General features: G+C 64.8%; 25 protein-coding genes. 21 read left to right on the forward strand and 4 right to left on the reverse strand.

Going from position 1 to position 26,980, the window contains the following annotated elements:
- Positions 1-84: 84 nt before the first annotated feature.
- From ACOZJV_RS26000 to ACOZJV_RS26085, 18 genes are all read left to right on the forward strand, one after another.
- Positions 85-1,824, forward strand: coding sequence for a protein-disulfide reductase DsbD (locus tag ACOZJV_RS26000; protein WP_421548918.1), 1,740 nt, complete (start codon positions 85-87; stop codon positions 1,822-1,824).
- A gap of 144 nt (positions 1,825-1,968) precedes the next feature.
- Positions 1,969-2,424 carry a type II 3-dehydroquinate dehydratase gene (gene aroQ, locus ACOZJV_RS26005; RefSeq protein ID WP_421548831.1) on the forward strand — a complete coding sequence of 152 codons (456 nt, stop codon included), beginning with the start codon at positions 1,969-1,971 and terminating at the stop codon, positions 2,422-2,424.
- 24 nt (positions 2,425-2,448) lie between these two features.
- Positions 2,449-2,907 (forward strand): acetyl-CoA carboxylase biotin carboxyl carrier protein, encoded by a 459-nt coding sequence (accB, locus tag ACOZJV_RS26010; RefSeq protein WP_020299153.1) that lies wholly within the window; start codon positions 2,449-2,451, stop codon positions 2,905-2,907.
- Positions 2,908-2,924: 17 nt separating this feature from the next.
- Entirely contained in the window at positions 2,925-4,286 is a 1,362-nt protein-coding gene (gene accC / locus ACOZJV_RS26015) for an acetyl-CoA carboxylase biotin carboxylase subunit (protein WP_020299152.1), read from the forward strand.
- Positions 4,287-4,487: 201 nt separating this feature from the next.
- A complete protein-coding gene (gene prmA / locus ACOZJV_RS26020; RefSeq protein WP_421548832.1) occupies positions 4,488-5,366 on the forward strand; it encodes a 50S ribosomal protein L11 methyltransferase in 879 nt (292 codons plus the stop codon).
- Positions 5,367-5,396: 30 nt separating this feature from the next.
- Positions 5,397-6,638: a DUF3426 domain-containing protein gene (locus tag ACOZJV_RS26025; protein ID WP_421548833.1), complete on the forward strand. Its 1,242-nt coding sequence runs from the start codon at positions 5,397-5,399 to the stop codon at positions 6,636-6,638.
- 194 nt (positions 6,639-6,832) lie between these two features.
- Positions 6,833-7,846 (forward strand): tRNA dihydrouridine synthase DusB, encoded by a 1,014-nt coding sequence (gene dusB / locus ACOZJV_RS26030; protein WP_020299149.1) that lies wholly within the window; start codon positions 6,833-6,835, stop codon positions 7,844-7,846.
- Positions 7,843-8,163, forward strand: a complete 321-nt coding sequence (gene fis, locus ACOZJV_RS26035; protein ID WP_003186237.1) for a DNA-binding transcriptional regulator Fis — start codon at positions 7,843-7,845, stop codon at positions 8,161-8,163. Before dusB ends, fis begins: the two co-directional genes overlap by 4 nt.
- A gap of 81 nt (positions 8,164-8,244) precedes the next feature.
- On the forward strand, positions 8,245-9,852 hold the full coding sequence (gene purH / locus ACOZJV_RS26040; protein ID WP_078469630.1) for a bifunctional phosphoribosylaminoimidazolecarboxamide formyltransferase/IMP cyclohydrolase: 1,608 nt from the start codon (positions 8,245-8,247) through the stop codon (positions 9,850-9,852).
- A 189-nt stretch (positions 9,853-10,041) separates the two neighbouring features.
- Positions 10,042-11,337, forward strand: a complete 1,296-nt coding sequence (gene purD, locus ACOZJV_RS26045; protein ID WP_078469629.1) for a phosphoribosylamine--glycine ligase — start codon at positions 10,042-10,044, stop codon at positions 11,335-11,337.
- 98 nt (positions 11,338-11,435) lie between these two features.
- Entirely contained in the window at positions 11,436-14,225 is a 2,790-nt protein-coding gene (locus ACOZJV_RS26050; RefSeq protein ID WP_078469628.1) for a hybrid sensor histidine kinase/response regulator, read from the forward strand.
- A gap of 63 nt (positions 14,226-14,288) precedes the next feature.
- Complete coding sequence (locus ACOZJV_RS26055; RefSeq protein WP_020299145.1) at positions 14,289-14,885, forward strand: MarC family protein; 597 nt, start codon at positions 14,289-14,291, stop codon at positions 14,883-14,885.
- A 33-nt stretch (positions 14,886-14,918) separates the two neighbouring features.
- Positions 14,919-15,815: a hypothetical protein gene (locus ACOZJV_RS26060; protein WP_421548834.1), complete on the forward strand. Its 897-nt coding sequence runs from the start codon at positions 14,919-14,921 to the stop codon at positions 15,813-15,815.
- Positions 15,816-15,818: 3 nt separating this feature from the next.
- The gene (locus ACOZJV_RS26065) at positions 15,819-16,487 is read left to right on the forward strand and encodes a hypothetical protein (RefSeq protein ID WP_421548835.1); all 669 of its coding nucleotides are present in this window, start codon (positions 15,819-15,821) and stop codon (positions 16,485-16,487) included.
- 38 nt (positions 16,488-16,525) lie between these two features.
- Positions 16,526-16,984 carry a hypothetical protein gene (locus ACOZJV_RS26070; protein ID WP_078469625.1) on the forward strand — a complete coding sequence of 153 codons (459 nt, stop codon included), beginning with the start codon at positions 16,526-16,528 and terminating at the stop codon, positions 16,982-16,984.
- Positions 16,985-17,042: 58 nt separating this feature from the next.
- Positions 17,043-18,014, forward strand: a complete 972-nt coding sequence (locus ACOZJV_RS26075; RefSeq protein WP_421548836.1) for a tetratricopeptide repeat protein — start codon at positions 17,043-17,045, stop codon at positions 18,012-18,014.
- A gap of 25 nt (positions 18,015-18,039) precedes the next feature.
- Entirely contained in the window at positions 18,040-18,585 is a 546-nt protein-coding gene (locus ACOZJV_RS26080) for a CPCC family cysteine-rich protein (protein ID WP_421548837.1), read from the forward strand.
- Positions 18,582-19,025 (forward strand): SMI1/KNR4 family protein, encoded by a 444-nt coding sequence (locus ACOZJV_RS26085; protein ID WP_421548838.1) that lies wholly within the window; start codon positions 18,582-18,584, stop codon positions 19,023-19,025. The genes ACOZJV_RS26080 and ACOZJV_RS26085 overlap by 4 nt, the downstream gene beginning before the upstream one ends.
- 333 nt (positions 19,026-19,358) lie before the next feature.
- Here the strand turns inward: ACOZJV_RS26085 and cobJ are convergent, their stop codons facing one another.
- Genes cobJ through cobG form a run of 4 tightly spaced genes read right to left on the reverse strand, consistent with a single transcriptional unit; the run spans position 19,359 to position 23,710 of the window.
- A complete protein-coding gene (gene cobJ / locus ACOZJV_RS26090; protein ID WP_201129251.1) occupies positions 19,359-21,059 on the reverse strand; it encodes a precorrin-3B C(17)-methyltransferase in 1,701 nt (566 codons plus the stop codon).
- Positions 21,059-21,790, reverse strand: a complete 732-nt coding sequence (locus ACOZJV_RS26095) for a precorrin-2 C(20)-methyltransferase (RefSeq protein ID WP_020299137.1) — start codon at positions 21,788-21,790, stop codon at positions 21,059-21,061. Before ACOZJV_RS26095 ends, cobJ begins: the two co-directional genes overlap by 1 nt.
- A complete protein-coding gene (locus tag ACOZJV_RS26100) occupies positions 21,790-22,416 on the reverse strand; it encodes a precorrin-8X methylmutase (RefSeq protein WP_078469620.1) in 627 nt (208 codons plus the stop codon). Before ACOZJV_RS26100 ends, ACOZJV_RS26095 begins: the two co-directional genes overlap by 1 nt.
- Positions 22,409-23,710, reverse strand: coding sequence for a precorrin-3B synthase (gene cobG / locus ACOZJV_RS26105; RefSeq protein WP_421548839.1), 1,302 nt, complete (start codon positions 23,708-23,710; stop codon positions 22,409-22,411). Before cobG ends, ACOZJV_RS26100 begins: the two co-directional genes overlap by 8 nt.
- A 146-nt stretch (positions 23,711-23,856) precedes the next feature.
- Between cobG and cbiE the strand changes: the two genes are divergently transcribed.
- From cbiE to ACOZJV_RS26120, 3 genes are read left to right on the forward strand one after another with little or no spacing between them, the layout of a single operon-like run.
- Positions 23,857-25,062 carry a precorrin-6y C5,15-methyltransferase (decarboxylating) subunit CbiE gene (gene cbiE / locus ACOZJV_RS26110; protein WP_421548840.1) on the forward strand — a complete coding sequence of 402 codons (1,206 nt, stop codon included), beginning with the start codon at positions 23,857-23,859 and terminating at the stop codon, positions 25,060-25,062.
- A 54-nt stretch (positions 25,063-25,116) separates the two neighbouring features.
- Positions 25,117-26,214, forward strand: coding sequence for a cobalt-precorrin-5B (C(1))-methyltransferase (locus tag ACOZJV_RS26115; RefSeq protein WP_421548841.1), 1,098 nt, complete (start codon positions 25,117-25,119; stop codon positions 26,212-26,214).
- Positions 26,211-26,939 (forward strand): cobalt-precorrin-6A reductase, encoded by a 729-nt coding sequence (locus ACOZJV_RS26120; RefSeq protein WP_421548842.1) that lies wholly within the window; start codon positions 26,211-26,213, stop codon positions 26,937-26,939. Before ACOZJV_RS26115 ends, ACOZJV_RS26120 begins: the two co-directional genes overlap by 4 nt.
- Positions 26,940-26,980: the final 41 nt, after the last annotated feature.

Below are 26,980 nucleotides of genomic sequence, written 5' to 3' on the forward strand. Positions count from 1 at the left end.
CAGGCTGCGGCTACAGGCACGCCACAGCGGCCATGAAGGCCGGCGTCCGTTATCATGCGCACACTTTCGATTCGCGAGATCGCCATGCGCCGCCTGCTCTGCCTGATGCTGCTAATGCTCGCCCTGCCGGCAACCGCCGCCGGGCTTCTGGATTCACGCCCCAGCTCGACCCTGGGCGCGGTCAATAACAGCGCCGACTTCCTGCCGGTGCGCCAAGCCTTCCAATTGAGCCTGGTGCAGAGCACGCCCGAGTCGATCAAGCTGCGCTTCGTCGCCACCGAAGGTTATTACCTCTACCGCCACCGCTTTCAGTTCCGCAGCGAGCCGGCCGATATCGGCCTCGGCGCGGCGCAGTTGCCCGCAGGCGAGCAGAAACACGATGAGTACTTCGGCGATGTCGAGGTCTATCACGGCATTCTCGACGTCGAGCTGCCACGCACGGCCAACGACCCACGGGCCTTTACCCTGGCCGTCACCTACCAGGGCTGCGCCGACAAGGGCCTGTGTTATCCACCGGAAACCGAACGCCTGCAGATCGACCCGACGGGCAGCCCTGCAACACACTGGAGCTGGCGCGAACTGGCGGTGTTCCTGCTCGCCGGCATCGGGCTGACCTTTACCCCCTGTGTCCTGCCGATGCTGCCGATTCTGTCCGGGGTGGTGTTGCGTGGCCAGGTGGGTGGCTGGCGCGGTTTCACCCTCTCGGTGGCCTACGTGCTGCCGATGGCGGCCTGCTTTGCCCTGCTCGGCGCTCTGATGGGGATGTTCGGCGCACAACTGAACCTGCAGGCGCGCCTGCAATCGGCCTGGGTGCTGGGGCCTTTCGCTCTGTTCTTCGCGCTGTTCGCCCTGGCGATGTTCGACGTGTTCGAACTCAAGCTGCCGCGCTTTATCAGCAACCGACTGGAACACATTGCCGGGCGTACCCAAGGCGGGTCGCTGTGGGGCGCAGCGGTTCTGGGAGTGGTTTCCAGCCTGCTGGTATCGCCCTGCGTATCCGCGCCACTGGCCGGCGCCCTGCTGTATATAAGCGCCAGCGGCGATGCCCTGGGCGGGGCCTTGAAACTGTTCGCCCTGGGCCTGGGCATGGGCCTGCCGCTGGTAGTGGTGGCCACGGGTGGCGCGGCCTGGCTGCCGAAAAGCGGCTCATGGCTGATCTACGTGAAAAACGCGATTGGCGTGCTCCTGCTGGGCCTGGCCATCGGCCTGCTGAGCCGGGTATTGCCGGGGCAAATCACCTTGCTGCTGGTGGGCGCGCTGGCGGCGGGCGTCGGGCTGTTTCTCGGCGCGCTGGAGTTTATCTACAAGGCGCCCCGCCAGCGCCTGGCGCAATTGCTGGGTCTGTTCCTGCTGTTTTATGCACTGGCCTGCTGGTATGGCGCGCTCAGCGGTCAAACCGACCCGCTGCGCCCTCTTCCCGGCGGCACGCCTGCGGTGGCCACCCAGGCGTCGAACGGCGCCTGGCAAACCATCGATACGCCGGCCGCGCTGGAGCAGGCACTGGCCGAGGCCAAGGCGGCGCGCCAGCCGCTGCTGCTCGACTGGTACGCCGACTGGTGCATCAGCTGCAAAGTCATCGAGCACCAGGTGCTGAACGACAGCCAGGTGGTCGACCGGCTCAAGGGCTATCGCCTGATCCGCTTCGACATGACCGCCAGCAATGCCGAGCAACGCGCCCTGCTCGATCGCTACCAATTGTTCGGGCCACCGGCCTTGCTGTTTTTTGGCAAAGATGGCGCCGAACGTGCAGAAGTCAGGGTGATTGGTGAAATCAACGCGGCGGACTTCGCCGAACGTGTCGCCAAAGCGAATGACCGGATTTAAACACCCAGTCACATATTTTGCGCAAACATCGGTCATCGTGCTGGCTATTGCAGAGAACTGGACAGTCATAAACGCTTTGCGGCATAGTCGCGCAGTTCTGGGCACTGCTCACTCTAATAACGGCGCGATAACAAGGAACAGCAGATGGCGACCCTACTGGTTCTGCACGGACCCAACCTGAACCTGCTCGGCACCCGTGAACCGGGCGTCTACGGTGCAGTGACCCTGGCCCAGATCAATCAAGACCTGGAACAGCGGGCCCGTGATGCCGGGCACCATTTGCTCTACCTGCAAAGCAACGCCGAGTATGAATTGATCGACCGGATCCATGCTGCCCGTGGCGAAGGCGTGGACTTCATTTTGATCAATCCAGCAGCTTTTACGCATACAAGCGTCGCATTACGTGACGCGCTGCTGGCGGTGAGCATCCCATTCATCGAAGTGCATTTGTCCAACGTGCACAAACGCGATCCATTCCGCCATCACTCCTACTTCTCCGACGTTGCGGTGGGAGTGATCTGCGGCCTTGGCGCCAGCGGTTACCGACTGGCCCTGGAGGCCGCACTAGAGCAGCTTGAACAACAAGCTAAACGCCCCTGACCGACCCTTGGGAGTTGATGATTCATGGATATCCGTAAAGTTAAGAAACTGATCGAACTGCTGGAAGAGTCCGGCATCGACGAGCTGGAGATCAAGGAAGGCGAAGAGTCCGTACGCATCAGCCGCCACAGCAAGACTCCAGCCCAGCAATACTACGCACCGGCTCCAATGGCTGCTCCGGTTGCCGCTCCAGCCGCTGCTCCGGCCGCCGCTGCTGCGCCAGCCGCACCCGCAGCCCCAGCGCTGAACGGCACCGTTGCCCGTTCGCCAATGGTTGGCACTTTCTATCGCAAGTCTTCCCCGTCCTCGCCGTCCTTCGTTGAAGTTGGCCAGAGCGTGAAGAAAGGCGACACCCTGTGCATCGTTGAAGCCATGAAGATGATGAACCACATCGAAGCTGAAACCAGCGGTGTGATCGAGTCCATCCTCGTCGAAGACGGCCAGCCGGTTGAGTACGACCAACCGCTGTTCACCATCGTTTGAGCCGCGGAGTGCCTTTGATGCCGACCCCTGCGAAGTTGGAAAAAGTCCTGATTGCCAACCGCGGTGAAATTGCACTGCGGATCCTGCGCGCTTGCAAGGAAATGGGAATCAAGACCGTCGCCGTTTACTCCAAGGCGGACAAAGAGCTGATGCACCTGGGCCTGGCAGACGAATCCGTCTGCATCGGTCCGGCGCAAGCTGCACAGTCTTACCTGCACATCCCGGCCATCATCGCGGCAGCAGAAGTCACCGGCGCCACGGCGATTCACCCAGGCTACGGTTTCCTCGCGGAAAACGCCGACTTCGCCGAACAGGTGGAAAACTCCGGCTTCGCCTTCATCGGCCCGAAAGCTGAAACCATCCGCCTGATGGGCGACAAGGTTTCGGCCAAGCACGCCATGATCGCTGCCGGCGTACCGACCGTTCCAGGCTCCGACGGCCCACTGCCCGAAGACGAAGAAACCGCGTTGCGCATCGGCCGTGAAGTCGGCTATCCGGTGATCATCAAGGCCGCCGGCGGCGGTGGTGGTCGCGGCATGCGTGTGGTGCACAAAGAAGAAGACCTGATCTCCTCGGCCAAGCTGACCCGCTCCGAAGCGGGCGCAGCGTTCGGCAACCCGATGGTCTATCTGGAAAAATTCCTGACCAACCCACGTCACGTGGAAGTCCAGGTGCTTTCCGATGGCCAGGGCCACGCCATCCACCTGGGCGACCGCGATTGCTCGCTGCAACGTCGTCACCAGAAGGTTCTCGAAGAAGCACCGGCACCGGGCATCGACGAGAAAGCGCGTCAGGAAGTCTTCGCCCGCTGCGTCAAGGCGTGCATCGACATCGGCTACCGTGGCGCCGGCACGTTCGAGTTCCTCTACGAGAACGGCAGCTTCTACTTCATCGAGATGAACACTCGTGTCCAGGTAGAGCACCCGGTATCGGAAATGGTCACCGGCATCGACATCGTCAAGGAGATGCTCAGCATCGCCGCCGGCAACAAGTTGTCGTTCACCCAGGATGACGTGGTCATCCGCGGTCACGCGCTGGAATGCCGGATCAACGCCGAAGACCCGAAAACCTTTATGCCAAGCCCAGGCACGGTCAAGCATTTCCATGCTCCGGGCGGCAATGGCGTACGTGTCGATTCGCACCTGTACAGCGGTTATGCGGTTCCACCGAACTACGATTCGTTGATCGGCAAGCTGATCACTTACGGGGCGACCCGTGACGAAGCCATGGCGCGCATGCGCAATGCGCTGGACGAAATCGTCGTCGACGGGATCAAGACCAACATCCCGCTGCACCGCGACCTGACCCGTGACGAAGGCTTCTGCAAAGGGGGAGTGAACATTCACTACCTGGAGCACAAGCTGGCCGAGCAACACTGATCGGCACACGCCACACCGACAAAGCCGCTTTCGAGCGGCTTTGTTGTTTCTGAAACACAGACATGACCTCCGCCGCCGCGGCGAAGGGCACGCTCCGTCGCCACCGGGATATCCTGTGCAACCCGGTCCTGGCTCGCGTAAACTTGCGCGCTTCTCGCGGCCCGCTAGGCTGCACAACACATATTTTCAAAGGTGCCCGCCATGCCTTGGCTGCAAGTCCGTCTCGCCATCAGCCCAGAACAAGCCGAAACCTATGAAGACGCTTTTCTTGAAGTTGGTGCCGTCTCGGTTACCTTCATGGACGCCGAGGATCAGCCGATCTTCGAACCGGAACTCAACACCACTCCGCTGTGGTCCCACACCCACCTGCTGGCCCTGTTCGAAGACGGCGCCGATCCTGCCAGCGTACTGGCCCACCTCGAGCTGCTGACCGGCAGCCCGCTGCCCGAGCACCACAGCGAAGTGATCGAGGACCAGGATTGGGAGCGCAGCTGGATGGACAATTTCCAGCCCATGCGTTTCGGCCAGCGCCTGTGGATCGTCCCGAGCTGGCACGCCGCGCCGGAGCCGGACGCGGTCAACCTGTTGCTGGACCCGGGCCTGGCATTCGGCACCGGCACCCACCCGACCACCGCACTGTGCCTGGAATGGCTGGATGGCCAGGACCTCAAGGACTGCAACGTGCTCGACTTCGGCTGCGGCTCGGGGATCCTGGCCATCGCCGCCCTGCTGCTGGGCGCCAAGGAAGCCGTCGGCACCGACATCGACGTCCAGGCCCTGGAAGCCTCCCGCGATAACGCCGGGCGCAACAATATCGCCGAAGCGCTGTTCCCGCTGTACTTGCCGCAGGATCTGCCCCAGGTCCAGGCCGATGTACTGGTGGCCAATATCCTCGCCGGCCCCCTGGTCTCCCTGGCCCCGCAGCTGTCGAGCCTGGTCAGGCCCGGCGGTCGCCTGGCACTGTCGGGGATCCTGGCGGAACAGGGCGAAGAAGTCGCCGCGGCCTATGCCCAGGACTTCGACCTGGACCCCATCGCCAATCGCGATGGCTGGGTGCGCATCAGCGGCCGTCGGCGCTAGAATGGCCGCCTGCATAATCCGGATGGCCGCATGACCGACAGTTTTGTCACCCAGTGCCCGCATTGCCAGACCAGCTTCCGCGTCAGCCACGCCCAGTTGAGCGTGGCCCGTGGCGTGGTGCGCTGCGGCTCGTGCCTGCAGGTGTTCAACGCGGCGCGCCAACTGCTGGAACAACGCGCCAACCGGGACGCCGCGGCCACTCCGGCACCGGCGGCGCCCGTCGCCCCTCCCGCGCAGCGCGCCATCAGCCAGAAGCAATGGTCGGCCAGCGAACTCGACCTGGATCACCTGGACCTCGATGAGGAACTGGCCAAACTCGAACAACGGGAAATCCAGCCCGCCAAGGCCTTCGGCCAGGACCGCGGCCACCGCGAAGAGTCGCTGAGCGCCCGCCGCGATCAACCGGACGCCGAAGACGAACACTGGCCCGACAGCCTGTTCAGCGCCACCGCCGGCGAGCGCGACGAGCTCGATACCAGCAGCAAGGCGCAAGAGCCCCCGGCCCCGACCGCCGAGCCGCAGAAGCCCGGACGCACCGAGCCTTCGCTGTCATTCAACCTGGCCGACCTCGAAGACGAACCCAACACACGCCACATCGAGCACGACAACGACCTCGAACCAGCTGCGCATCCAACCGCGCCGATCGCCGCCGAGCGCGACGAGGACGACGTCGAGGTGCCCGTCAACGGCAAGCAAAAGCGCGGCCGCAGCGAACCCGGCGTCCAGGACGACGTGCTGCTGGACCTGGTCGACGACCCGATTCACCTCGACTGGCAAAAGCGTCGCTCGCCCTGGGGCCGGCGCCTGCTGTGGAGCCTGTTGATCCTGCTGGCCGCCGCGGCCCTGGCCGGGCAGTACATTGCCTATCACTTCGACGAACTGGCGCGCCAGGACCAGTACCGCCCCTGGTTCCAGCAACTGTGCCCGGAAATGGGCTGCACCGTGCCGTCCAAGGTCGATATCGCCCGAATCAAGAGCAGCAACCTGGTGGTCCGCAGCCATCCGGATTTCAGCGGCGCGCTGGTGGTGGACGCCATCATCTATAACCGCGCGCCGTTCTCCCAGCCGTTCCCCCTGCTGGAACTGCGCTTCGCCGACCTCAATGGGCAACTGATCGCCAGTCGACGCTTCAAGCCCGGCGAGTACCTCAATGGCGAGCTCGAAGGCCTGTCGGAAATGCCACCGCAGACGCCCATCCACATCGCCCTGGACATTCTTGATCCGGGCCCCAAGGCCGTGAACTACAGTCTGAGCTTCCACTCTCCCGAGTGATCCGGTCACTGGCCGCACAGGCGGCACACTTTTGACGGCAGTTTTCCGATAGCCCCGGCCGACCAAACCGCTGGCGATAAAGGAATAACTGTTCAGATTTTATCCAATTCAGCCTTTAACCAGTCATCGAGAGCGGGTATCATGCCAACCCTTTTTCGAACTCTCATGATCCGGCCCCACAACAGGGAAGTCCTATGTCGGCGGTACGCATCGGCCCATATACATTGCACAACGGCTTGATTCTCGCCCCCATGGCGGGTGTCACCGACCAGCCCTTTCGTCAGCTTTGCAAGCGTTTGGGCGCAGGGCTTGTAGTCTCGGAAATGGTCACCAGCGACATGAGTTTGTGGAACACCCGCAAATCGCGGATGCGCATGATTCACGAAGGTGATCCCGAGCCGCGCTCGGTACAGATCGCCGGCGGTGATGCACAGATGCTGGCGGATGCAGCCCGGGCCAACGTCGAGCTGGGCGCACAGATTATTGATATCAACATGGGCTGTCCGGCCAAGAAGGTCTGCAACAAGGCCGCCGGTTCCGCACTGTTGAAAGATGAAGAGCTGGTGACCGAGATCCTGCAGGCCGTGGTGGCTGCGGTCGATGTGCCGGTCACCCTGAAGATCCGCACCGGCTGGGACCGGGCGAACAAGAACGGCCTGACGGTGGCGAAGATCGCCGAACAGGCAGGCATTACGGCTTTGGCGGTCCATGGGCGGACCCGCGCCGACCTGTACACCGGTGAAGCCGAGTACGACACCATTGCCGCGATCAAGCAGGCGGTGTCGATTCCGGTCTTCGCCAACGGCGATATCGACTCACCCGAAAAGGCCCGGCAGGTGTTGCATGCCACCGGAGCCGACGGGCTGTTGATCGGCCGGGCCGCCCAGGGGCGGCCATGGATTTTTCGTGAAATCGAGCACTTTCTGCGTACCGGCGAAATTCTTCCGGCACCGGAGCTGTTTGAAGTGGAACGTATTCTGCTAGAGCACCTGGCCGCGCTGCATGCCTTCTATGGAGATGTCATGGGCGTACGCATTGCTCGAAAGCATGTCGGCTGGTATCTCGCAACCCTGCCGGGCGCCAGGGAGTTTCGCGCCCACTTCAATCGTTTGGAAGATACGGAAGCACAGTGCGCCAACGTTCGTGAGTTCTTTGCCGAGCGTTACAAGAGCCTGGTGACAGGGGACGGAGAAGGGGTGGCCGCATGACGATGATGACCGAGACTTTAGTGAGTGGAACAACACCCGTGAGCGACAACGTGAATTTGAAACAGCACCTCAATACGCCGAGCGAAGAAGGCCAGACCCTTCGCGGGAGTGTCGAAAAGGCGCTGCACAATTATTTCGCCCACCTTGAGGGCGCTGCCGTCACGGACGTGTACAACCTGGTGCTCTCCGAAGTCGAGGCCCCGTTGCTCGAAAGCGTGATGAACTACGTCAAGGGCAATCAGACCAAGGCCAGCGAGCTGCTGGGCTTGAACCGCGGCACCCTGCGCAAGAAGCTCAAACAATACGATTTGCTGTAAGCATTCAATCAAACCAGAAAGGCGCCCGCGTAAAACCGGTCGCCTTTTTTGCTGACTCCTTTGCTTTTGATGGAAATTGAGATGACCGACCAGACCACCCGCCTGCCGATCCGCCGCGCCTTGATCAGTGTTTCCGACAAGACCGGGATCCTCGAATTCGCCAAGGAGCTGGAAGCCCTGGGCGTCGAGATCCTCTCCACCGGCGGGACCTTCAAGCTGCTGCGCGACAACGGCGTGGCCGCAGTGGAAGTCGCGGATTACACCGGCTTCGCGGAAATGATGGACGGTCGGGTCAAGACCCTGCACCCGAAAATCCACGGCGGCATCCTCGGCCGTCGCGGCATCGACGACGCCATCATGAGCGAACACGGGATCAAGCCGATCGACCTGGTCGCGGTCAACCTCTACCCGTTCGAAGCCACCATCAACAAGCCAGGCTGCGACCTGCCGACGGCCATCGAGAACATCGATATCGGCGGCCCGACCATGGTTCGCTCGGCGGCCAAGAACCACAAAGACGTGGCCATCGTGGTCAACGCCAGCGATTACGCCAGTGTCCTGGAAGGCCTGAAAGCCGGTGGCCTGACCTACGCCCAGCGTTTCGACCTGATGCTCAAGGCCTTCGAACACACCGCCGCCTACGACGGCATGATTGCCAACTACATGGGCACCGTGAACCAGGCGGCTGAAACCCTGTCGACTTCCGGCCGCAGCCAGTTCCCGCGGACCTTCAACAGCCAGTTCATCAAGGCCCAGGAAATGCGCTACGGCGAGAACCCGCACCAGAGCGCGGCGTTCTACGTGGAAGCCAAGCCTGCCGAAGTCGGCATCGCCACCGCGACCCAGCTGCAAGGCAAAGAGCTGTCGTACAACAACGTGGCCGACACCGACGCGGCGCTGGAATGCGTGAAGAGCTTCGTCAAGCCGGCCTGCGTGATCGTCAAGCACGCCAACCCGTGCGGCGTGGCCGTGAGCCCGGACGCCGAAGGCGGCATTCGCCAGGCCTACGAACTGGCCTATGCCACCGATACCGAATCGGCCTTCGGCGGCATCATTGCCTTCAACCGCGAGTTGGACGCCGAGACCGCCAAGGCCATCGTCGAGCGTCAGTTCGTCGAAGTGATCATCGCCCCGAGCGTCAGCGAAGAAGCCCGCGCCATCGTCGCTGCCAAAGCCAACGTGCGCCTGCTGGCCTGCGGCGAATGGTCGGCTGAACGTGCCGCTGCCTGGGACTACAAGCGCGTCAATGGCGGCCTGCTGGTCCAGAGCCGCGACATCGGCATGATCGGCAGCCAGGACCTGAAGGTGGTGACCAAGCGCGCCCCGACCGAACAGGAAATCAACGACCTGATCTTCGCCTGGAAAGTGGCCAAGTACGTTAAATCCAACGCCATCGTCTACGCCAAGAACCGCCAGACCATCGGTGTCGGCGCCGGCCAGATGAGCCGCGTGAACTCGGCGCGCATCGCCGCGATCAAGGCTGAGCACGCCGGTTTGCAGGTCGCGGGTTCGGTGATGGCTTCCGACGCGTTCTTCCCGTTCCGCGACGGCCTGGACAACGCAGCCAAGGTCGGCATCACCGCCGTGATCCAGCCAGGCGGCTCGATGCGCGACAGCGAAGTGATTGCCGCAGCCGACGAAGCCGGCATTGCCATGGTATTCACCGGCATGCGCCACTTCCGTCACTGATACGACAACGGTCGCACTGACACCGGCATCTGCTGCGTTGGAGCCCACCCCGATGATGCTCATTGCCAACAGGCAACTGCGCTCATCGAGGTGGGCTCCGCCTTGCATCTAGCGGTGTCATTGCAGCCTCCTACGGCGTGAAGCGCTTTAGGTTCTAAAACAGAATTAGCGTCATCCGAGGTTTTTGAAATGAATGTACTGATCATCGGTAGCGGCGGTCGTGAACACGCCCTGGCCTGGAAAGTCGCTCAGGACCCACGCGTCCAGAAAGTATTCGTGGCACCGGGCAACGCCGGCACCGCCATTGAAGCCAAGTGCGAGAACGTCGCCATCGACGTGCTGGCCCTGGAGCAGTTGGCCGATTTCGCTGAGAAGAATGTCTCCCTGACCATTGTTGGCCCGGAAGTGCCGCTGGTGGCCGGTGTGGTCGACCTGTTCCGCAGCCGTGGCCTGGATTGCTTCGGCCCGACCGCCGGTGCCGCGCAGCTCGAAGGTTCGAAAGCCTTCACCAAGGACTTCCTGGCCCGCCACAAGATCCCGACTGCCGACTACCAGAACTTCACCGAGATCGAGCCGGCCCTGGCTTATCTGCGTGAAAAAGGCGCACCGATCGTGATCAAGGCCGACGGCCTGGCCGCCGGTAAAGGCGTGATCGTTGCCATGACCCTGGGCGAAGCCGAAGACGCGGTACGCGACATGCTGGCCGGCAATGCCTTCGGCGAAGCCGGTTCGCGGGTGGTGATCGAAGAGTTCCTCGACGGCGAGGAAGCCAGCTTCATCGTCATGGTCGACGGCAAGAACGTGCTACCCATGGCCACCAGCCAGGACCACAAGCGCGTCGGCGACGCCGACACCGGGCCGAACACCGGCGGCATGGGTGCCTACTCCCCGGCGCCAGTGGTCACAGCCCAAGTGCACCAGCGGGTGATGGACCTGGTGATCTGGCCGACCGTGCGCGGCATGGCCGACGAAGGCAACGTCTACACCGGCTTCCTGTACGCCGGTTTGATGATCGACAAGGCCGGCAATCCGAAAGTCATCGAGTTCAACTGCCGCTTCGGCGACCCGGAAACCCAACCGGTGATGCTGCGTCTGCAGTCGAGCCTGGTGTTGCTGGTGGAAGCCGCCCTGGCCCAGGCCCTGGACAAGGTCGAAGCTCAATGGGATCCACGTCCGAGCGTGGGCATCGTGCTCGCGGCCGGTGGCTACCCGGGTGACTACGCCAAAGGCGCAGCCATCACCGGCCTGGACGCCGCCGCCAGCCTGGAAGGCAAAGTGTTCCACGCCGGCACTGCGCTCAAGGACGGCCAGGTGGTGACCGCCGGCGGTCGCGTGCTGTGCGCCACGGCCCTGGGCAACAGTGTCGACGCCGCCCAGCAACAAGCGTACAAACTGGCCGCCAAGATCGACTGGCCAGGCTGCTTCTACCGCAAGGACATCGGCTACCGTGCCATTGCCCGCGAGCGTGGCGAAGAACAGCAATAAGGCGGCCCTATCGCTCGGCAAGGGTCCCTGCCCTTGCCGTAGCGGCATGCCCCCGCGCATAGTTACAACCTGGCATCAACCTACGAAGGGATTTCGCCGTGCGCTGGCTCAGGATTGCCACAGGCTTCATCGCTACACTGCTGACCCTGCTCTGCTTGAACACGGCCCTGGCCGCTCAAGGCAGTGGCTGGGCGGTATTGCTCGATGAACAGGCCAGCTTGCAGCTCAGTGACATCCGCTCCCAACGCTACGCCACGCAATTCAGCCCGATCGAACTCGACAAGCTGACCGCTGCCGAACCCGACGGCGCGCTCTGGGTACGCTTCAAACTGCATCCCGATCAGCACGAACAACTGCTGCGCATCTTCGCTCCCGACCTGTCGCAGCTGAATCTGTATGTGTTCGACGGCGACCGCCTGATCGAGCAAGTGAACACCGGCACCCATCAGCCCCAGACCGAAAAAAACCTGCCCAGCAACGACTTCATGTTGCCGTTGCCGCAGAACGAGAAAACCCTCGACGTCTACCTGCGCCTGGTTTCCGACCATCAATTGCGCCCCTACATCACCCTGCAAACGGCAGTCATGGCCGCGGCCAACCAGAGCCAGACCCTGATCTACGGCGTCCTGTTCGGCTGCATGGCGATGCTGATCCTGCATAACCTCACCCGTTATGCCTACACCCGCTCCCGCAGCAGCCTGTGGCTCGCCGCCTGTGAGGTACTGCTGTCCCTGAGCCTGCTGATGCTGCTGAACCTGGCCGGCCCCTGGCTGCCGAACTGGCAGGCGCTGCAAACCCCGGGGGCTTACCTGGCGCTGCTGCTGACCGCCCCTTGCGGGTTGATGTTCGCCTACCGCTACTTCGCCCCGCTGGGCCCGCACCCGCTGAACAAGCTGCTGCTGGGCGACATCCTGCTGATCATCCTCTGCGGGCTGCTGCTGTTGTTCGTCAACACCCTGCCGCTGAACATCATCACCTACGCCCTGGTGGCGCTGGCCGGCCTGAGCATGCTGCTGGTGGGCGGTTATCACTGGCACAAGGGCTACCGCCCGGCGCGGCTGTTCGTCGCGGCCATGGTGATCTTCAACCTCGGCACCCTGGTGATTCTCCCGGCCCTGCTCGGCCTGACCCTGGTGGCGCCACAGGGTTTGATCATCACCCTGCTCAGTGTGATCTGCATCAGCGGCCTGTTGATGAGCGTCGCCCTCGGCGAGCGCCAGCGCAGCATCACCGAGAACCGCTTCAGCGTCAGCCGCGACCTGGCCGCGAGCAATGCCGAGGTCAACGCCAAGGCCGAGTTCCTGGCCAAGATCAGCCATGAAATCCGCACCCCCATGAACGGTGTGCTGGGCATGACCGAGCTGCTGCTGGGCACGCCGTTGTCGGTCAAGCAGCGCGACTACGTGCAGACCATCCACAGCGCCGGCAACGAGCTGCTGACCCTGATCAACGAGATCCTCGACATCACCAAGCTGGAGTCCGGGCAGATCGAGCTGGACGACGTGCAGTTCGACCTCAATGCGCTGATCGAAGACTGCCTGAGCATCTTCCGCGCCAAGGCCGAACAGCAGAATGTCGAGCTGATCAGTTTTATCCAGCCGCAAGTGCCACGGGTGATCAGCGGTGACCCGACCCGCCTGCGCCAGGCCCTGCTCAGCCTGCTGGAAAACGCCCTGAAGAAAACCGACGAAGGCGAAGTGCTGATCGTGGTCGCCCTCGATGAGCGCAGCAGCAAGCCGCGCCTGCGCATCGCCGTGCAGGACAGCGGCCAGCCGATGGACGCCGAAGAGCGCGACGCCCTGCTGCACTCGGAACTGCACAGCAAGAACTTCCTCGCCGCGACCCGCCTGGGGGGCAATCTGGGGCTGGTGATCGCGCGGCAACTGGTGCTGCTGATGCACGGCGAATTCGGCATCAAGAGCAGCGCCAACCAGGGCAGCACCCTGTGGCTGACCCTGCCCCTGGACCCGGAACGCCTGGAACACCCGACCTCGGACCTCGACGGCCCGCTGCAAGGCGCGCGGGTGCTGGTGGTGGACGACAACGACACCTGCCGCAAAGTCCTGGTGCAGCAATGCAGCGCCTGGGGCCTGAACGTGAGTGCCGTGCCGTCGGGCAAGGAAGCCCTGGCCCTGCTGCGGACCAAGGCCCACCTGCGCGATTACTTCGATGTGGTCCTGCTCGACCAGAACATGCCCGGCATGACCGGCATGCAATTGGCGGCCAAGATCAAGGAAGACCCGAGCCTGAACCACGACATCCTGCTGATCATGCTCACCGGCATCAGCAACGCGCCGAGCAAGGTCATCGCACGCAATGCCGGGATCAAGCGCATCCTCGCCAAACCGGTGGCCGGCTACACCCTCAAGACCACCCTGGCCGACGAGCTGACCCAGCGCAACAAAGGCCTGGTTACCCCGCACTACCTGCCGGGCAACACCACGGCGCCAGCCGCGACGCCCATCACCGTGCCCAGCGATTTCCGCATCCTGGTGGCCGAAGACAACAGCATCTCGACCAAGGTCATCCGCGGCATGCTGGGCAAGCTCAACCTGCAGCCGGACACCGCCAGCAATGGCGAAGAAGCCCTGCAGGCGATGAAAGCCCAGCGCTACGACCTGGTGTTGATGGATTGCGAGATGCCGGTGCTCGACGGTTTCTCTGCCACCCAGCAACTGCGTGCCTGGGAAGTCGGCAACCAACGGGTACGCACCCCGGTGGTGGCCCTCACGGCGCACATCCTTGCCGAACACAAGGAACGCGCGCGCCAGGCCGGCATGGATGGGCACATGGCCAAGCCGGTGGAGCTCTCGCAATTGCGCGAACTGATCGAGCACTGGGTCGCCCAGCGCGACCAGCACAATCGCAGCGCCGAGCCTGCCAGCTGAGCCGACAGACTGCGCGGCGCCTGTTAAACTCGCGCTCGCCCTCCTTCGCTGCGAGCTTCCACCATGCTCCACGTGCTGTTCAGCGTTTACCTGAAGATGCTGGTGCTCTATAGCCCCTTCTTCGTCCTGTCCTGCTTTATCAGCCTGACCCGTGGTTACTCCAGCAAGGAGCGGCGGCGCCTGGCCTGGAAGGTGGCCCTGGCGACCCTGGTCTCCAGCGTGCTGCTGTACCTGTTCGGACGCGTGATCTTCAGTGTGTTCGGGATTACCGTCGACGCCTTTCGCATCGGCGCCGGCAGCGTGCTGTTCATCTCGGCGCTGGGCATGGCCCAGGGCAAGTCCGCGGTGCAGACCGACAACGTGCAACAGGACGTGACCATCGTCCCGCTGACCATCCCCCTCACCGTAGGCCCCGGCACCATCGGTGCGCTGCTGGTGATGGGGGTCAGCCAGCCGCACTGGGACGACAAACTCACCGCCATCCTCAGCATCGCCCTGGCCAGCTTTACCGTCGGCGTGGTGCTCTACCTGTCAAACCGCATCGAACGCATTCTCGGCGAGCAAGGCTTGCAGATCGTCAGCCGGCTGATGGGGCTGTTCGTGTGCGCCCTGGCGGCGCAGATCATCTTCACCGGGGTTCGCGGTTACCTGGTGCCATAGCGCCCTCATGCAATCACAGGCAATGGAATGCACATGTTTCAGAGACCTCGCAGCAAGGACTCCACCTCGACACGCCAGCACTTTGTAGCGCTGCCACGACCGCTGCTGGCGGCCTGCCTGCTGATGCTGATGGCAGCGCCGGGCTTCGCCGCCGACCCGGCACAACCCGCCGCCAAGGCCAAGCTCGACTACCTCAGCGGCTACAGCGAGCAGTTTGGCGACTTCCAGGTGTTTCGCGGCAAGTCGTCCATCAGCACCCTGGAAATCACCTACAAGGGCCGGCCCTATCGGCCGCTGAACGCCTGGCAGATCACCGATGTGCGCCCCACCGGCGCGATCCAGAATGGCCAGCCGGTGCTGCTGGCGACCACCATTGAATGGATGGGCGTCGGCACGGTGGTGATCGCGGTGCAGAACGACACGCCCCTGGCACGCATCCTCAGCCCGGTGAAAAGCCGCGACGAACCCGACTGGGGCCAGGCCCAAGCCGGGCGCAGCGACCTGTTGCTGTTTCCCGAGGGCGCACGGGCCTTTGTGCCCTCGACCGGACAGGTCCTGTGGTTTGACGAGCGTCTGCCGGGCTGGGGTTTTTCCCACTACGGGATGCTGGTCTCGGTGGCGCCGGATAACCGCAGCGCGGCGTTCCTGGCCAAGGAGGGCTTGCTGCTCAGCTCGACGGAGAAAGGCGTCTACGCCCAACTGCCGATCAGCAAGGAGCTGAACCTGAGCCAACTCTGGCCGCTGTACGAAGAAGCCCGCGCCCGCGCCCGCAAAGCCCTGGACGAAGGCCGGCGCATCGACCAGAGGCGCCTGCAACGCGCCCTCGAAGTGGAGTGGGTGGGCCGGCAATTCAGCTGGCAGCAGGTACAAGGGACCTGGCAACTCAAGGGCCTGGGCCTGACCTCCAGCCCTCTCAAGACGGAGCACTGAGTGATGCCGACTTGCCTATTGCAACGCCTGCTGCACCTCACCTGCTGCGTATTGCTGGCCGGCTGCGTCAGCCACAGCAGCGAGCAGCCCAGCGATATTCGCAGCGAAGACGCCAAGGCCGCCGACGCGGTGCTGGAGCTTGAGGTGACCTTTGCCCAGGCGCCGGACTACAAGCCCGAAACCTCGGGGCCTTACGCGCCCAGCCGCTACGTGAAGATCGAGGGTTACCCGAACATCGAAATTCCGTTCTACCAGAAGGGCATCGGCTTCGAGTTGGGTGTGCTCGGCGACCCTCGGGCGCTGCTGGCCTTGCCCTACCCGTCGCCCAAGACCGATTCCTCGACCCGTTCGCTGCGGGTCATGGGCCAGCGCCTGGACAGCACCCGTTATCGCTTTGTGGTGCTGCCACTGTCCGGCTGGAAAAGCCTCAACAGCTTCGAGGTGGCCTTTGCCCACAACGGCCGGCGCGAGGCCATGACCTTCACCTACACCACCAAGGCCGCGTGCGATAACAGCTTTGCGGTGACCACCCCGACCTACGGCTTTGCCATGTCGGTGGCGGCGCGCTTCCCCGGCGGCGCCCAGGGTTGCCTCAAGCCCTGCGATGCACGCCCCGGCTACCCCGGGCACTGCGCCTACTACTCCGGCTTCTTGCTGGTGCCGAGCCTATAGAGCAGCCCATGCCTCTCCTGATGGATCAAGGAACCTCAATGCCTTACAGCGCCGACATGGCTTTTATCCAGGAACAGTGGCGGGATGAAGCCTACCCTCGGGAAAACAGCCTGACCCTGGGCAATGGCTTTTACTGCCTGTTCGACCTGCCTGATCAACACCCGCACCTGACCAACAAGGTGTGGCTGCCGGCCCTGGATTACCGTGCCCAGGAAACCTGCGATTGCCTGGCGACCCTGGGCACCGCAGCCGACGGCCCGCAGCCGTTTCAGGCCAGGGGCGGTGAATGCGCCGCCTATGGTGGCGATGGTTTTGTGGCGTTGCAGGACAAGGAATCGGGTCGACTGATCTGGTTGCTGGTCTTGCGCGACACCAACCCCTTCAGCCGGATTGAAATCCGCGAGGGCTCGGTGCATGCCCACTCCACCTGCGGCGTCATCGCCCGGATCCCTGTCGACCGCCCCGACCAATTGACCCTGGCCTGGCCCAGCGACTGAAAGCGCGGCCGGCTCACGCTCCAGGCAATAAACACACCGTCCCATGGAAGAACCGCGTTTGATCAAGTTTCTGACAAGCACCCTGCTGCTGACCCTCGCCCTGTCCGGGCCGGCCCTGGCCCAACTGACTCCCGCGCAGCAAAACGCCCGCGACAAGGGCATTGCCCTGTACAAGCAAAGTGACTGGTACGACTCGCAGCCGCTGCTCCAAACCGCCGCCGAAGCCGGTGATGCGCAAGCCCAGTACTACCTGGGCGAGGCCCTGCGCCTGAGCAACCGCTACAGCACGCCAGGCGCCCGCAAATGGTATGAAGCGGCGGCGCGCCAAGGCCATCTGTACGCCATGCTGCGCCTGGGCAACGCCGATGACTTTTGCAAATACCTGGGCGACTGCGACGGCGAAAACGACATGCAATGGCGCAAGGTCGCCACCGAGCAGGCCTATGCCCGTGCACAACAGGGCGATACCGAGGCCATGACCGTGCTGTTTATCACGCGCCATGACCTGGGCTGGCTGCAAATGGCCGCCGAGGCCGGGGACAGCCGCGCGCAGGAGTGGCTGGCGGGGATCTACAAGGATGGCGGTGGCTGGTACGTGATTCCCGCCCTGGGCGAAATGGCTGCCCGCAAGTGGTACAAGGCCTCGGCCGAGGGCGGCAACCCCAAGGGCATGTTCCTGTATGCCAGCCTGCTGTACGACAACAACGGCGACACCCGGGAAATCGGCCACTGGCTCGAACAGGCCGCCGAGGGTGGACACATCGACTCGGTGGCCACCTATGCCAGCGAATTGTCCGACCAGCCCAACCGCTTCGGCCATCCCCATGACCTGGTCAAGGCCTACGGCCTGACGTACCTGGTGGCCCACCTGGAAGGCGGCGGCAACTCGCCCCGGGAAGCCAAGCTGACCCTGGATGAAATCGCTGCGAAGATGACCCCGGCGCAAATCGAGCAAGGCCTGACATTTGCCAAGGGCTGGGAAAAAACCCACCCGCCACTGTCCTACTACGACCCGATTTATGGCTACTGAACCCCGGCCCGGAGCACCCGCCGCCATGTCCACCCTGACCCGCCCCGTCGCCATCGACCGTCTGAGCCGGCAGCGCCTGCTGACCCTCGACCCGTGCGCTCGCGCCGAGCTGCTGCTGGACTGGTGGGGCCTGGGTGACGAGCATCCCGAGTTTGCCGGGCTGCCGCCCACACTGCGCCAGCTGATGTTCGACCACCCCGAGCCACCCGCAGATGCGCAGGACCGGTGCTACGACCCATTACTGCTGCTCGCCCTGCGCGCGCAATACCACGGCGTCACCAACGGCTACCTGAGCCGCTGCCTGGCAGAAGCCGGGGGCGCAGAGCATCGGGTCGAGGGGTCCGTCGAGCCGTTGCTGGCCTGCCCCTGCTGCGGTTACCTGACCCTGGGCGCACGGGCCGAGTATGAAATCTGCGACCTGTGCCATTGGGAAGATGACGGCAGCCAGGCACCGGATGTGTACAGCGGCCCGAACCACATGACCCTGGCCCAGGCCCGGGACCACTTCGCCCGCCACCAGGGAGAGCTGACCCTGGACAAATGGCCGCGAGCCCTTGAGGCCCACCCATGATCCCTGCGCAACTGGCTGCCCTGATCGAAGCCCAACCCGACCACCGCCCCCGCACCGATATCGCCAGGGCGACCCAGGCGCTGAACCGACTGGGCATCGCCCTCGACAGCGAATTTGCCCAGATCTACCTGGCCTGCCACCCCGGCGACTTCGAAAGCCGGGCCAGCTACGAAATGATTTCCGACATCGCCGAGCCCACCGAACAAATCCTCATGGGCACCGAGTTCATTCACGAGGTGTGGGAGCTGCCGCAGAACTTCATCGCCTTCACCTCGCTGCAAGGCGAAGGCGGCTACCTGCTGGACAAAGACAGCGGCGGCGTCTGGAACTTCGACCTGGCCCACTGGGAAGACTTCACCGCCGGCCGTATCCCGGCCAGATGGAGCGGTTTCTTTGAATTCATCACCTGGCTGCTGACGGCCGAAGCAGAGGAAGACTAAAACCGCCGCCCTGGGATGAGCGGCCGGTTCTACTCAGGGTCCGTCAGCTTGCGATACGCCACTGCAAATGGGCCACGCTGACGAAGTGAACCAAATCCTGATCGCCCCTACCCCGGCCACTGGGCAATCAAGACGTTGGCCGGGCATCTCTCTGTGGCGAGGGAGCTTGCTCCCGCTAGGCCGGGCTGGCGCTCCAGCGCGAAGCGGCCCCAAAGCAGGCACCGCGTGCTTCAGGCAGAACCGGCCGGCAGGGTTTACGGCTGCTGCGCAGCCGAGCGGGAGCAAGCTCCCTCGCCACGGGGGTCACCTGTAGCCGCTTTTAGCGTGTAGCTTTCAGCTGCTTTTATACCAACGCGGCGTATAGACCCACTCGCCGCCCCCTGCCTTGGGGAAGGTGCAGGTCGTCGACGATCCCACCAACACCATGGTCCGCATATCCACCTGCTCCGGCGTCAATTCGCCCAGGGTGATGACGCGCAGGGTCTGGCCCGGCCGGCCAATATCGCGCCCCAGCACCACCGGCGTTTGCGGGGTCCGGTGCTCGCGCACGATCTCCAGCGCTCGCCCCAATTGCCAGGGTCGCGAACGGGAGATCGGGTTGTAGAAGGCCAATGCCAGATCGGCCTCACACGCCAGGTCCAGGCGTTTCTCGATGATCGCCCACGGCTTGAGGTTGTCCGACAGCGACAGCACGCAGAAGTCATGCCCCAACGGCGCCCCCGCCTGAGCGGCGGTGGCCAGGGAGGCTGAAACCCCCGGCAGCATTTCCAGCTCGACGTTATGCCAGGCCGGGTCCGCAGACTCGTGCAGCGCCTCCAGCACCGCCGCCGCCATGGCAAACACACCTGGGTCGCCGGACGACACCACCACCACTGAGCGGCCCTGGGCTGCCAGTTCGAAAGCGTGGCGGGCGCGCTGCATTTCTTCGCGGTTGTCGGTGCAGTGCATGACCTGATCGGCACGGAACGGCCCGGCCATGCGCACATAGGTTTCGTAGCCGAGAATGTCATTGGCTCGCGCCAGTTCGGCCTTCACCGCCGGCACCATCAACTCGGCCGCACCCGGGCCCAGGCCGATCACCGCCAGCCGCCCGCGAGGACGGCCGATCTGCTCGGGGTCCAGCGGCTGGTTGGCGACGGCGATGGCAATCCCAGCGCCAACGGCCAGCGGCGGCAACAGTTGCGGCACCGCATTTTGTGCCAGCGCACTGACACTCTCTGCCGCCGGGGCAAAACGCAGGGGCACGCCCAGTTCAAGGGCCGCCTCGCGCAAGGACGGGCAGGCCATGTCGCTGTCCGCGGCCAGCAGGCAGGCCACGGACTGCACGGCGATTCGGGCCTGGTGCAGCGCCTGGCGAATCTGCAGCGCCAGGTCTTCATGCCCCTGGCTGCTGCACGCCACCAGCACACAGCGCGGGTAGATCAGCAGTTCATTGGCCGCCGGCTCGCGCTCGGCAGAGCCCACATGAATGCTCAGACGCGCTTGCTGATCTTCGGGCAACCGGGCCTCGGCGAGCCACGGCGCGGCACCTTCGATGCGCACGCTTTCACCGCCCAGCAGGTCGGAAACAAAGCGTTTGCCCAGCTCCAGGTCCCCCAGGGCATAGCCGCTGGGCGGGTTCAGCAGGCAGGTGCCAAAACGCAGTTCGCCGCTGGTAGTGATGGCCGCTGCCACGCCCAGTCCGGCGGCGATTTCCCGCGCCAGCACATTGACCCCGCCCAGGCCACCGAGCAGCGGCACCACGGCGCTGCCGTCTTCGGCGACGGCCAGCACCGGCGGCTCGGCGCCTTTTTCCAGCAGCAGCGGGGCCAGGGTGCGGATTACGATACCGGCCGCACACAGGGCAATGATCGGCGTGTCCTGTTGATACAACTGACGCAGGGTCGCGCCGAAATCCTGGTACGGACGGTCCGCGCCTTCAACCCGTTCGGCCAGGCCGTGGATCAGCGCGTCCGGGTACAGCTGCTGGATTCTGCGGGCGGTCGCGAGGCTGCCCTGGCCGAGGATGACGATGGCCGGTGTTGAACGGGCCATCAACCTTGCCACCTTTCGCCGGGAACGATGATCAGCGAGAAGTACGGCGACGACATCGGCACCACCTCATCCAGGGGCACGATTTTCTGGTTGGCCATGGTCGCGCGCTCGACGTACAGCGCACGCTCCGCCAGACCCAGTTCTTCCAGGACCTGGCGCACCTTGGGGAAGTTGCGTCCCAGTTTCATCACCACCGCCGCATCGGCATCGGCCAGGCGCCGCTTGAGCTCGTCATGGGGCAGCACGCCGGAAAGCACCGACAGGCTCTGGTTGCGGTACACCAGCGGCGCCCCCAGTACCGAGGCCCCACCCAGCATCGAGCACACGCCCGGCACCACTTCGGCCTGGTAGCGCTCGGCCAGACGGTCGTGCAGGTACATGTAGGAGCCGTAAAAGAACGGGTCGCCCTCGCAGATCACCGCCACGTCGCGCCCGGCATCCAGGTGCAGGGCCAGGTCCTGGGCGGCGCTGTCGTAGAAGTCGCTGATCACCTGCTCGTAGGACAGCGGCGCCTCCAGTACTTCGGTGGTCACCGGGTACACCAGGGGCATCAGGGTCTGGGCCGATTGCAGGTGGGCTTCGATGATGCCGAAGGCGTTGCCCTTTTTGCCCTTGGCCACGAAATATGCCACCACCGGTGCTTCACGCAGCAGGCGCAGGGCTTTGACGGTAATCAGTTCCGGGTCACCGGGGCCCACGCCAAGGCCGATCAAACGTCCAGGTTGCTGCATTATTCGACCTCCGTGGCCAGGGCATTGACCGCTGCGGCGGCCATGGCGCTACCGCCCAGGCGGCCCTGCATGATGACAAAGGGCACGCCCCGGCTGTCGGCAGCGAGCATCGCCTTGGACTCGGCAGCGCCGACAAAACCCACCGGGAAGCCGAGGATCAGCGCCGGTTTCGGGGCCCCGGCGTCGAGCATTTCCAACAGGTAGAACAAAGCGGTGGGGGCATTGCCGATCACCACCACACTGCCCTCGAGGTGCGGGCGCCACAGCTCCAGGGCTGCCGCCGAACGGGTGTTGCCCAGCTCGCGCGCCAGCTCCGGCACGCTGTCGTCGCGCAGGGTGCAGATCACCTGGTTGTTGGCCGGCAGCCGAGCGCGGGTCACGCCCTCGGAAACCATCCGCGCATCACACAGAATCGGCGCGCCAGCGGCCAGGGCATCACGCCCGGCCTTGCCGGCGCCCTCGGAAAACTCCAGGCCGTCGATGGCGTCGACCATGCCGCAGGCGTGGATCACCCGCACCGCGAGTTTTTCCAGGTCGGCCGGAATTCGGTCGAGCCGAGCCTCCGCGCGAATAATGGCGAAGGAGTTGCGATAGATCTCCTGACCGTCGCGGATGTAATCAAGCATCAAGGTTGCTCCGTGGGCGGGCGTCGAGCAATGCGCCTGCCGCTTCAATAGAAAGGTTGCGTGCGTGCAGGGCGCCGAAACCCGGCTGCCCTGCATCGCGTAAATAGAGGTCGTAGCGGCCGGGGCCGACGGCCAGCAAAGTGGCCGGCGCAACATGGGCGCAGGCGCAGGAACGAGGGCAGCCGGACAGGTGCACCTCCAGGGTCCGGGCATGGCGTTGCAGCAGTGCGGCCAGTTGCAGGGCGTCGCCCTTGGTATCGGCCAGGCCCTTGCCGCAGCCGCTGGAACCGGTGCAGGCCACCAGGTGTGCCAGGGCTCGGTCCGCCGAACACAGCAGCCCCAGTTGCTCCAGGCGCCGACAGACCTCGGGCCCATCTTCGGCCCGGACATTGGGCAGCAACAGGCTCTGCCAGGGGCTGAAACGCAGATTGCCATCCCCCCATTCACTGGCCAGTCGGGCGGCGCCCCGCAACAGAGTGGGGTCGAGCCGGCCCAGTGGGGTCACCGCGCCGACATACACCCGTCCGCCGCCGACCTGGGGGTGGCTGCCGATGTGCAAACCGGTTGGGGTCGTCGGGCGAGCCCAGGCCTCGATTTCGAGCAGCGGCAGGTCCAGGCGCGCCAGTAACTCGGCCGCCGAATAGTCGGCCAGCAGATGGCGCATGCGCGTCTGCTCCGGACGCGCCAGGTCAAGAAACAGCTCCAGCACCGCCACCAGCAATCGGTGCCCATGCTCCAGGGCCACCGCGCCCAGGGGCGGGTCCACCGGGCAGCCGGCCAGGCCGAACGCCAGGCACGGGCCATCGACCCCGGCGAACGCCGAGAGCCACAGGTCGTGGTGATGGTCGAGCATGGCCAGGGCTTCGCCGCCGTCCAGCTGCACGGCGAACTTGGCCGACAGTTGGTGGAAGCGCGGGTGGTTTTGCAAGGTGGCGAGTATCTGCGCGGCCAGCGGACGGGTGTCGATCAGCATCTGCGGGTCGATACCGGCCGTCGGGCTGAGCATCAGGTTGCGTACATCGTCGCCGGCGGCGGTGCTGGGACCGAGGCCGGCGGCCAGCAGTTCGGCGATCAGCGCCGACTGTTGCTCGCCAATGCCGCGGATTTGCAGGTTGGCGCGGTTGGTGGCCTCGATCACCCCGCCGGCATAGCGCTCGGCCGCCTGGGCCACGGCCACGGCCTGGGCCGCGCTGATGGCGCCGCCGGCCAGCTTGATGCGGCAGATCCCGCCATCCAGCGCCGGGACAATACGCAGCAACCCCGGGCAGGCCGAGGGGCGTAAGGCAGTGGACATCGGGCGTTGATTCAAAGGGGCAACCGGCTGGTGGGAAAGGCGCTTAGCGGGCGAAGGCGCGGTATTATGCCTGCTTTGTCCGAAGGCATGAAAAGCCTGCCCGTCGGATCTTCCAGTTTCAAGCGCTTTGCTTTTGAGGAATATAGATGTCGCCCTGGCTGACGGTAGTGGGAATCGGTGAAGACGGCTTCAAGGGACTGGGCAAAAACGCCCGTCGGGCCCTGATGGGTGCTTCGCGGATTGTGGGCGGCCAGCGGCAACTGGATTTATTGCCGGTGTGCATCCGTGGCGAACGCCAGCTGTGGCCCAGCCCGTTTTCCCTGGAGCCGGTGCTCGGCCGGCGCGGCGACGCAGTGTGCGTGCTGGCCAGCGGCGACCCGATGCTGTTCGGCGTCGGCGCCAGCCTGGCGCGCCAGGTGGCCGAGGGCGAAATGCAGGTGCTGCCCGCGCCCTCTTCCTACTCCCTGGCCGCTGCCCGCTTGGGCTGGCCGTTGCAAGAGCTGGTGACCCTGTCGGTGGTGGCACGCCCGGTGGCCGCCCTCAGTGCCCAGCTGTTCAGCGGCGTGCGCCTGCTGGTGTTGAGCAACGACGGCCAGAGCCCGGCGGCGGTTGCTCGCTTATTGCGCGAACGGGGCTTTGGCCCCAGCCGCGTCAGCGTCTTCGAGCACCTGGGAGGCGAGGCCGAACGGCGGATCGACGGCATCGCCAACCAGTGGAACGATACGCCCCACGCCGACCTCAATCTGCTGGCCATTGAATGCCTCGCCGAACCCGGCACGCCGCGCCTGTCACGCCTGGCCGGGCTGCCCGACGACGCCTTTGCCCATGACGGGCAACTGACCAAACGCGATGTCCGCGCCATCACCCTCGCCCGCCTGGCACCGGTGCCCGGGGAACTGCTGTGGGACGTGGGCGCCGGCAGCGGCTCGATCGGTATCGAGTGGATGCGCGCCCACCCCAGCTGCCGGGCCCTGGCCATCGAGGCCGATGCCGGGCGCCAGCAACTGATCGAACACAACCGTGACGCCCTGGGCGTGCCCGGCCTGCAACTGATTCGCGGCAGCGCGCCCCAGGCCCTGGCCGGGCTGGAGCGCCCGGATGCGATTTTCATCGGCGGCGGCGTTACCCGCGAGGGTGTGCTGCAAACCTGCTGGGAGCAGCTCAAGCCCGGCGGCCGGCTGATCGCCAATGCCGTGACCCTGCAAAGCGAAATGACCCTGATGGCCTGGCGCGAACGCCATGGCGGCGAGTTGACCCGCATCCACATCGCCCAGGCCCAACCCCTGGGCGACTTCGACACCTGGCGCCAGGCACTGCCGATCACCCTGCTCGACCTCGGCAAACCGCTATGAGCCAGCATTCCCCACGCGCAACAGCCCGCGTCCGGCCACAGCCGGGAGCGCTCGATGCGTGACGAAACCGCCGAACAGCCCGCGCCCCTGCGCAGTGGCCTGACCACCGGCAGCTGCGCCACGGCCACCAGCCTCGCGGCTGCGCGCCTGCTGCTCAGTGGCGTGGACGCCGATGCGGTGCAGATCACCCTGCCCAAGGGCAAGCAGGTGCAGATGCGCCTGGAGTTCTGCCGCCTCAATGCCGACGGCGCCGAGGCCGGCACCATCAAGGACGCCGGCGACGACCCCGACGTGACCCACGGTGCCCTGCTCTACTCCCGGGTGCGCCTGGCCCCGGAGCCGGGGATCCGCTTTATCGCCGGCAACGGCGTGGGCACCGTGACTCGCCCGGGGCTGGTGCTAGGGGTCGGCGAACCGGCGATCAACCCGGTGCCGCGCAAGATGATCAGCGATCACCTGAGCCAGTTGGCGCTGGAACAACGCTACGGCGGCGGCTTCGAGGTCACGGTGAATGTCGAGGGCGGCGAGGCCCTGGCCCTGAAGACCATGAACCCACGCCTGGGCATTCTCGGGGGGCTGTCGATCCTCGGCACCAGCGGCATCGTGCGGCCGTTCTCCTGCGCGGCCTATATCGCCTCGATCCACCAGGGCATCGATGTCGCCACCCATAACGGCTACCAGCACATCGCCGCCTGCACCGGCAACGCCAGTGAAGACACTATGCGCCGGGTCTACGACCTGCCGGAAATCGCCCTGATCGAGATGGGCGATTTTGTCGGCGCGGTGCTCAAGCACCTGCGCAAAGTGCCTGTGGATAAACTCAGCCTGTGCGGCGGCTTCGGCAAGATCAGCAAACTGGCCGCCGGGCACATGGACCTGCACAGCCGCCATTCAAGCATCGACCTGCCGCAACTGGCGGCCTGGGCGGCGGCCATTGGCGCCGACGGGGCCTTGCAACAGGCCATCATCGAGGCCAACACCAGCCAGCAGGCCTTGGCCCTGGCCAGCGCCGCCGGTATCGCCCTGGGTGACGCGGTGTGCCAGCACGCCCTGGCGTTTGCCCGCAGCGTGGTGCCGGCCCAGGTGCAGGTCGAGGTGTTTGCCATTGATCGCCAGGGCGGCATTGTCGGCCGGGCCGGAGCCTTCCAATGAAACGTATTTTGCTGTTGGGCGGCGTGACCGAAGCCCTGGCCATCGCCCGCACCCTGGGCCCGGCGCACATCTACAGCCTGGCCGGAGTCGGCCGGGTGCCCACCGACCTCGACTGCCAGGTGCGGGTCGGCGGCTACGGTGGCGCCGAAGGGCTGGCACGGTTTATCCAGGAACAAGGCATCGACCTGCTGCTGGACGCCACTCACCCCTACGCCGCGCAAATCAGCCACAACGCGGTCCAGGCCGCGCGCCACAGCGCCATTCCATGCTGGGCCCTGCGCCGTCCGGCCTGGCAACCGCAGCCTGCAGACGACTGGCGGGAAGTCACTGACTGGGACGAATTGGTCGAGGCCCTGCGCCCGTTCCAGCGCCCGCTGTTCACCCTGGGGCGCGAACCCTTGCAGCATCTGGATGAGATCCCCGAAGGGCAGTTCTGGACCCTGCGCGCCCTCGACGCCTACCCCGGCAACTCGCGCTGCGAGGTCATAGGCGCCCGTGGACCGTTCCACCTGGACGCCGAGCGCGAGCTGTTCGAGCAGCGCCGAATCGATGTGCTGATCAGCAAAAACAGCGGCAGCAGCGCCACCGAGCCCAAGCTGGAAGTGGCCCGCGAACGCCGGATACCGGTGCTGGTGCTCAAGCGCCCGGCGCTGCCCGAGGCCGATCGCTGCTTTACCTCCGTGGCCGAGCTACTGCTGGCGTTGAGCGATCAGCCTCACGCCTGACAAACAATAAAGCTCCGGCCCACAGCCCCTTGGGATTCCCC

The sequence above is a fragment of the Pseudomonas sp. QD4 genome (genome assembly GCF_049199125.1).
Lineage (GTDB): Bacteria > Pseudomonadota > Gammaproteobacteria > Pseudomonadales > Pseudomonadaceae > Aquipseudomonas.

Coding starts and splice junctions, on each gene's coding strand:
- ACOZJV_RS26000 (WP_421548918.1), top strand. CDS start 85: ATGCGCCGCCTGCTCTGCCTGATGCTGCTAATGCTCGCCCTGCCGGCA.
- aroQ (WP_421548831.1), top strand. CDS start 1,969: ATGGCGACCCTACTGGTTCTGCACGGACCCAACCTGAACCTGCTCGGC.
- accB (WP_020299153.1), top strand. CDS start 2,449: ATGGATATCCGTAAAGTTAAGAAACTGATCGAACTGCTGGAAGAGTCC.
- accC (WP_020299152.1), top strand. CDS start 2,925: ATGCCGACCCCTGCGAAGTTGGAAAAAGTCCTGATTGCCAACCGCGGT.
- prmA (WP_421548832.1), top strand. CDS start 4,488: ATGCCTTGGCTGCAAGTCCGTCTCGCCATCAGCCCAGAACAAGCCGAA.
- ACOZJV_RS26025 (WP_421548833.1), top strand. CDS start 5,397: ATGACCGACAGTTTTGTCACCCAGTGCCCGCATTGCCAGACCAGCTTC.
- dusB (WP_020299149.1), top strand. CDS start 6,833: ATGTCGGCGGTACGCATCGGCCCATATACATTGCACAACGGCTTGATT.
- fis (WP_003186237.1), top strand. CDS start 7,843: ATGACGATGATGACCGAGACTTTAGTGAGTGGAACAACACCCGTGAGC.
- purH (WP_078469630.1), top strand. CDS start 8,245: ATGACCGACCAGACCACCCGCCTGCCGATCCGCCGCGCCTTGATCAGT.
- purD (WP_078469629.1), top strand. CDS start 10,042: ATGAATGTACTGATCATCGGTAGCGGCGGTCGTGAACACGCCCTGGCC.
- ACOZJV_RS26055 (WP_020299145.1), top strand. CDS start 14,289: ATGCTCCACGTGCTGTTCAGCGTTTACCTGAAGATGCTGGTGCTCTAT.
- ACOZJV_RS26060 (WP_421548834.1), top strand. CDS start 14,919: ATGTTTCAGAGACCTCGCAGCAAGGACTCCACCTCGACACGCCAGCAC.
- ACOZJV_RS26065 (WP_421548835.1), top strand. CDS start 15,819: ATGCCGACTTGCCTATTGCAACGCCTGCTGCACCTCACCTGCTGCGTA.
- ACOZJV_RS26070 (WP_078469625.1), top strand. CDS start 16,526: ATGCCTTACAGCGCCGACATGGCTTTTATCCAGGAACAGTGGCGGGAT.
- ACOZJV_RS26080 (WP_421548837.1), top strand. CDS start 18,040: ATGTCCACCCTGACCCGCCCCGTCGCCATCGACCGTCTGAGCCGGCAG.
- ACOZJV_RS26085 (WP_421548838.1), top strand. CDS start 18,582: ATGATCCCTGCGCAACTGGCTGCCCTGATCGAAGCCCAACCCGACCAC.
- cobJ (WP_201129251.1), bottom strand. CDS start 21,059: ATGGCCCGTTCAACACCGGCCATCGTCATCCTCGGCCAGGGCAGCCTC.
- ACOZJV_RS26095 (WP_020299137.1), bottom strand. CDS start 21,790: ATGCAGCAACCTGGACGTTTGATCGGCCTTGGCGTGGGCCCCGGTGAC.
- ACOZJV_RS26100 (WP_078469620.1), bottom strand. CDS start 22,416: ATGCTTGATTACATCCGCGACGGTCAGGAGATCTATCGCAACTCCTTC.
- cobG (WP_421548839.1), bottom strand. CDS start 23,710: ATGTCCACTGCCTTACGCCCCTCGGCCTGCCCGGGGTTGCTGCGTATT.
- cbiE (WP_421548840.1), top strand. CDS start 23,857: ATGTCGCCCTGGCTGACGGTAGTGGGAATCGGTGAAGACGGCTTCAAG.
- ACOZJV_RS26115 (WP_421548841.1), top strand. CDS start 25,117: ATGCGTGACGAAACCGCCGAACAGCCCGCGCCCCTGCGCAGTGGCCTG.
- ACOZJV_RS26120 (WP_421548842.1), top strand. CDS start 26,211: ATGAAACGTATTTTGCTGTTGGGCGGCGTGACCGAAGCCCTGGCCATC.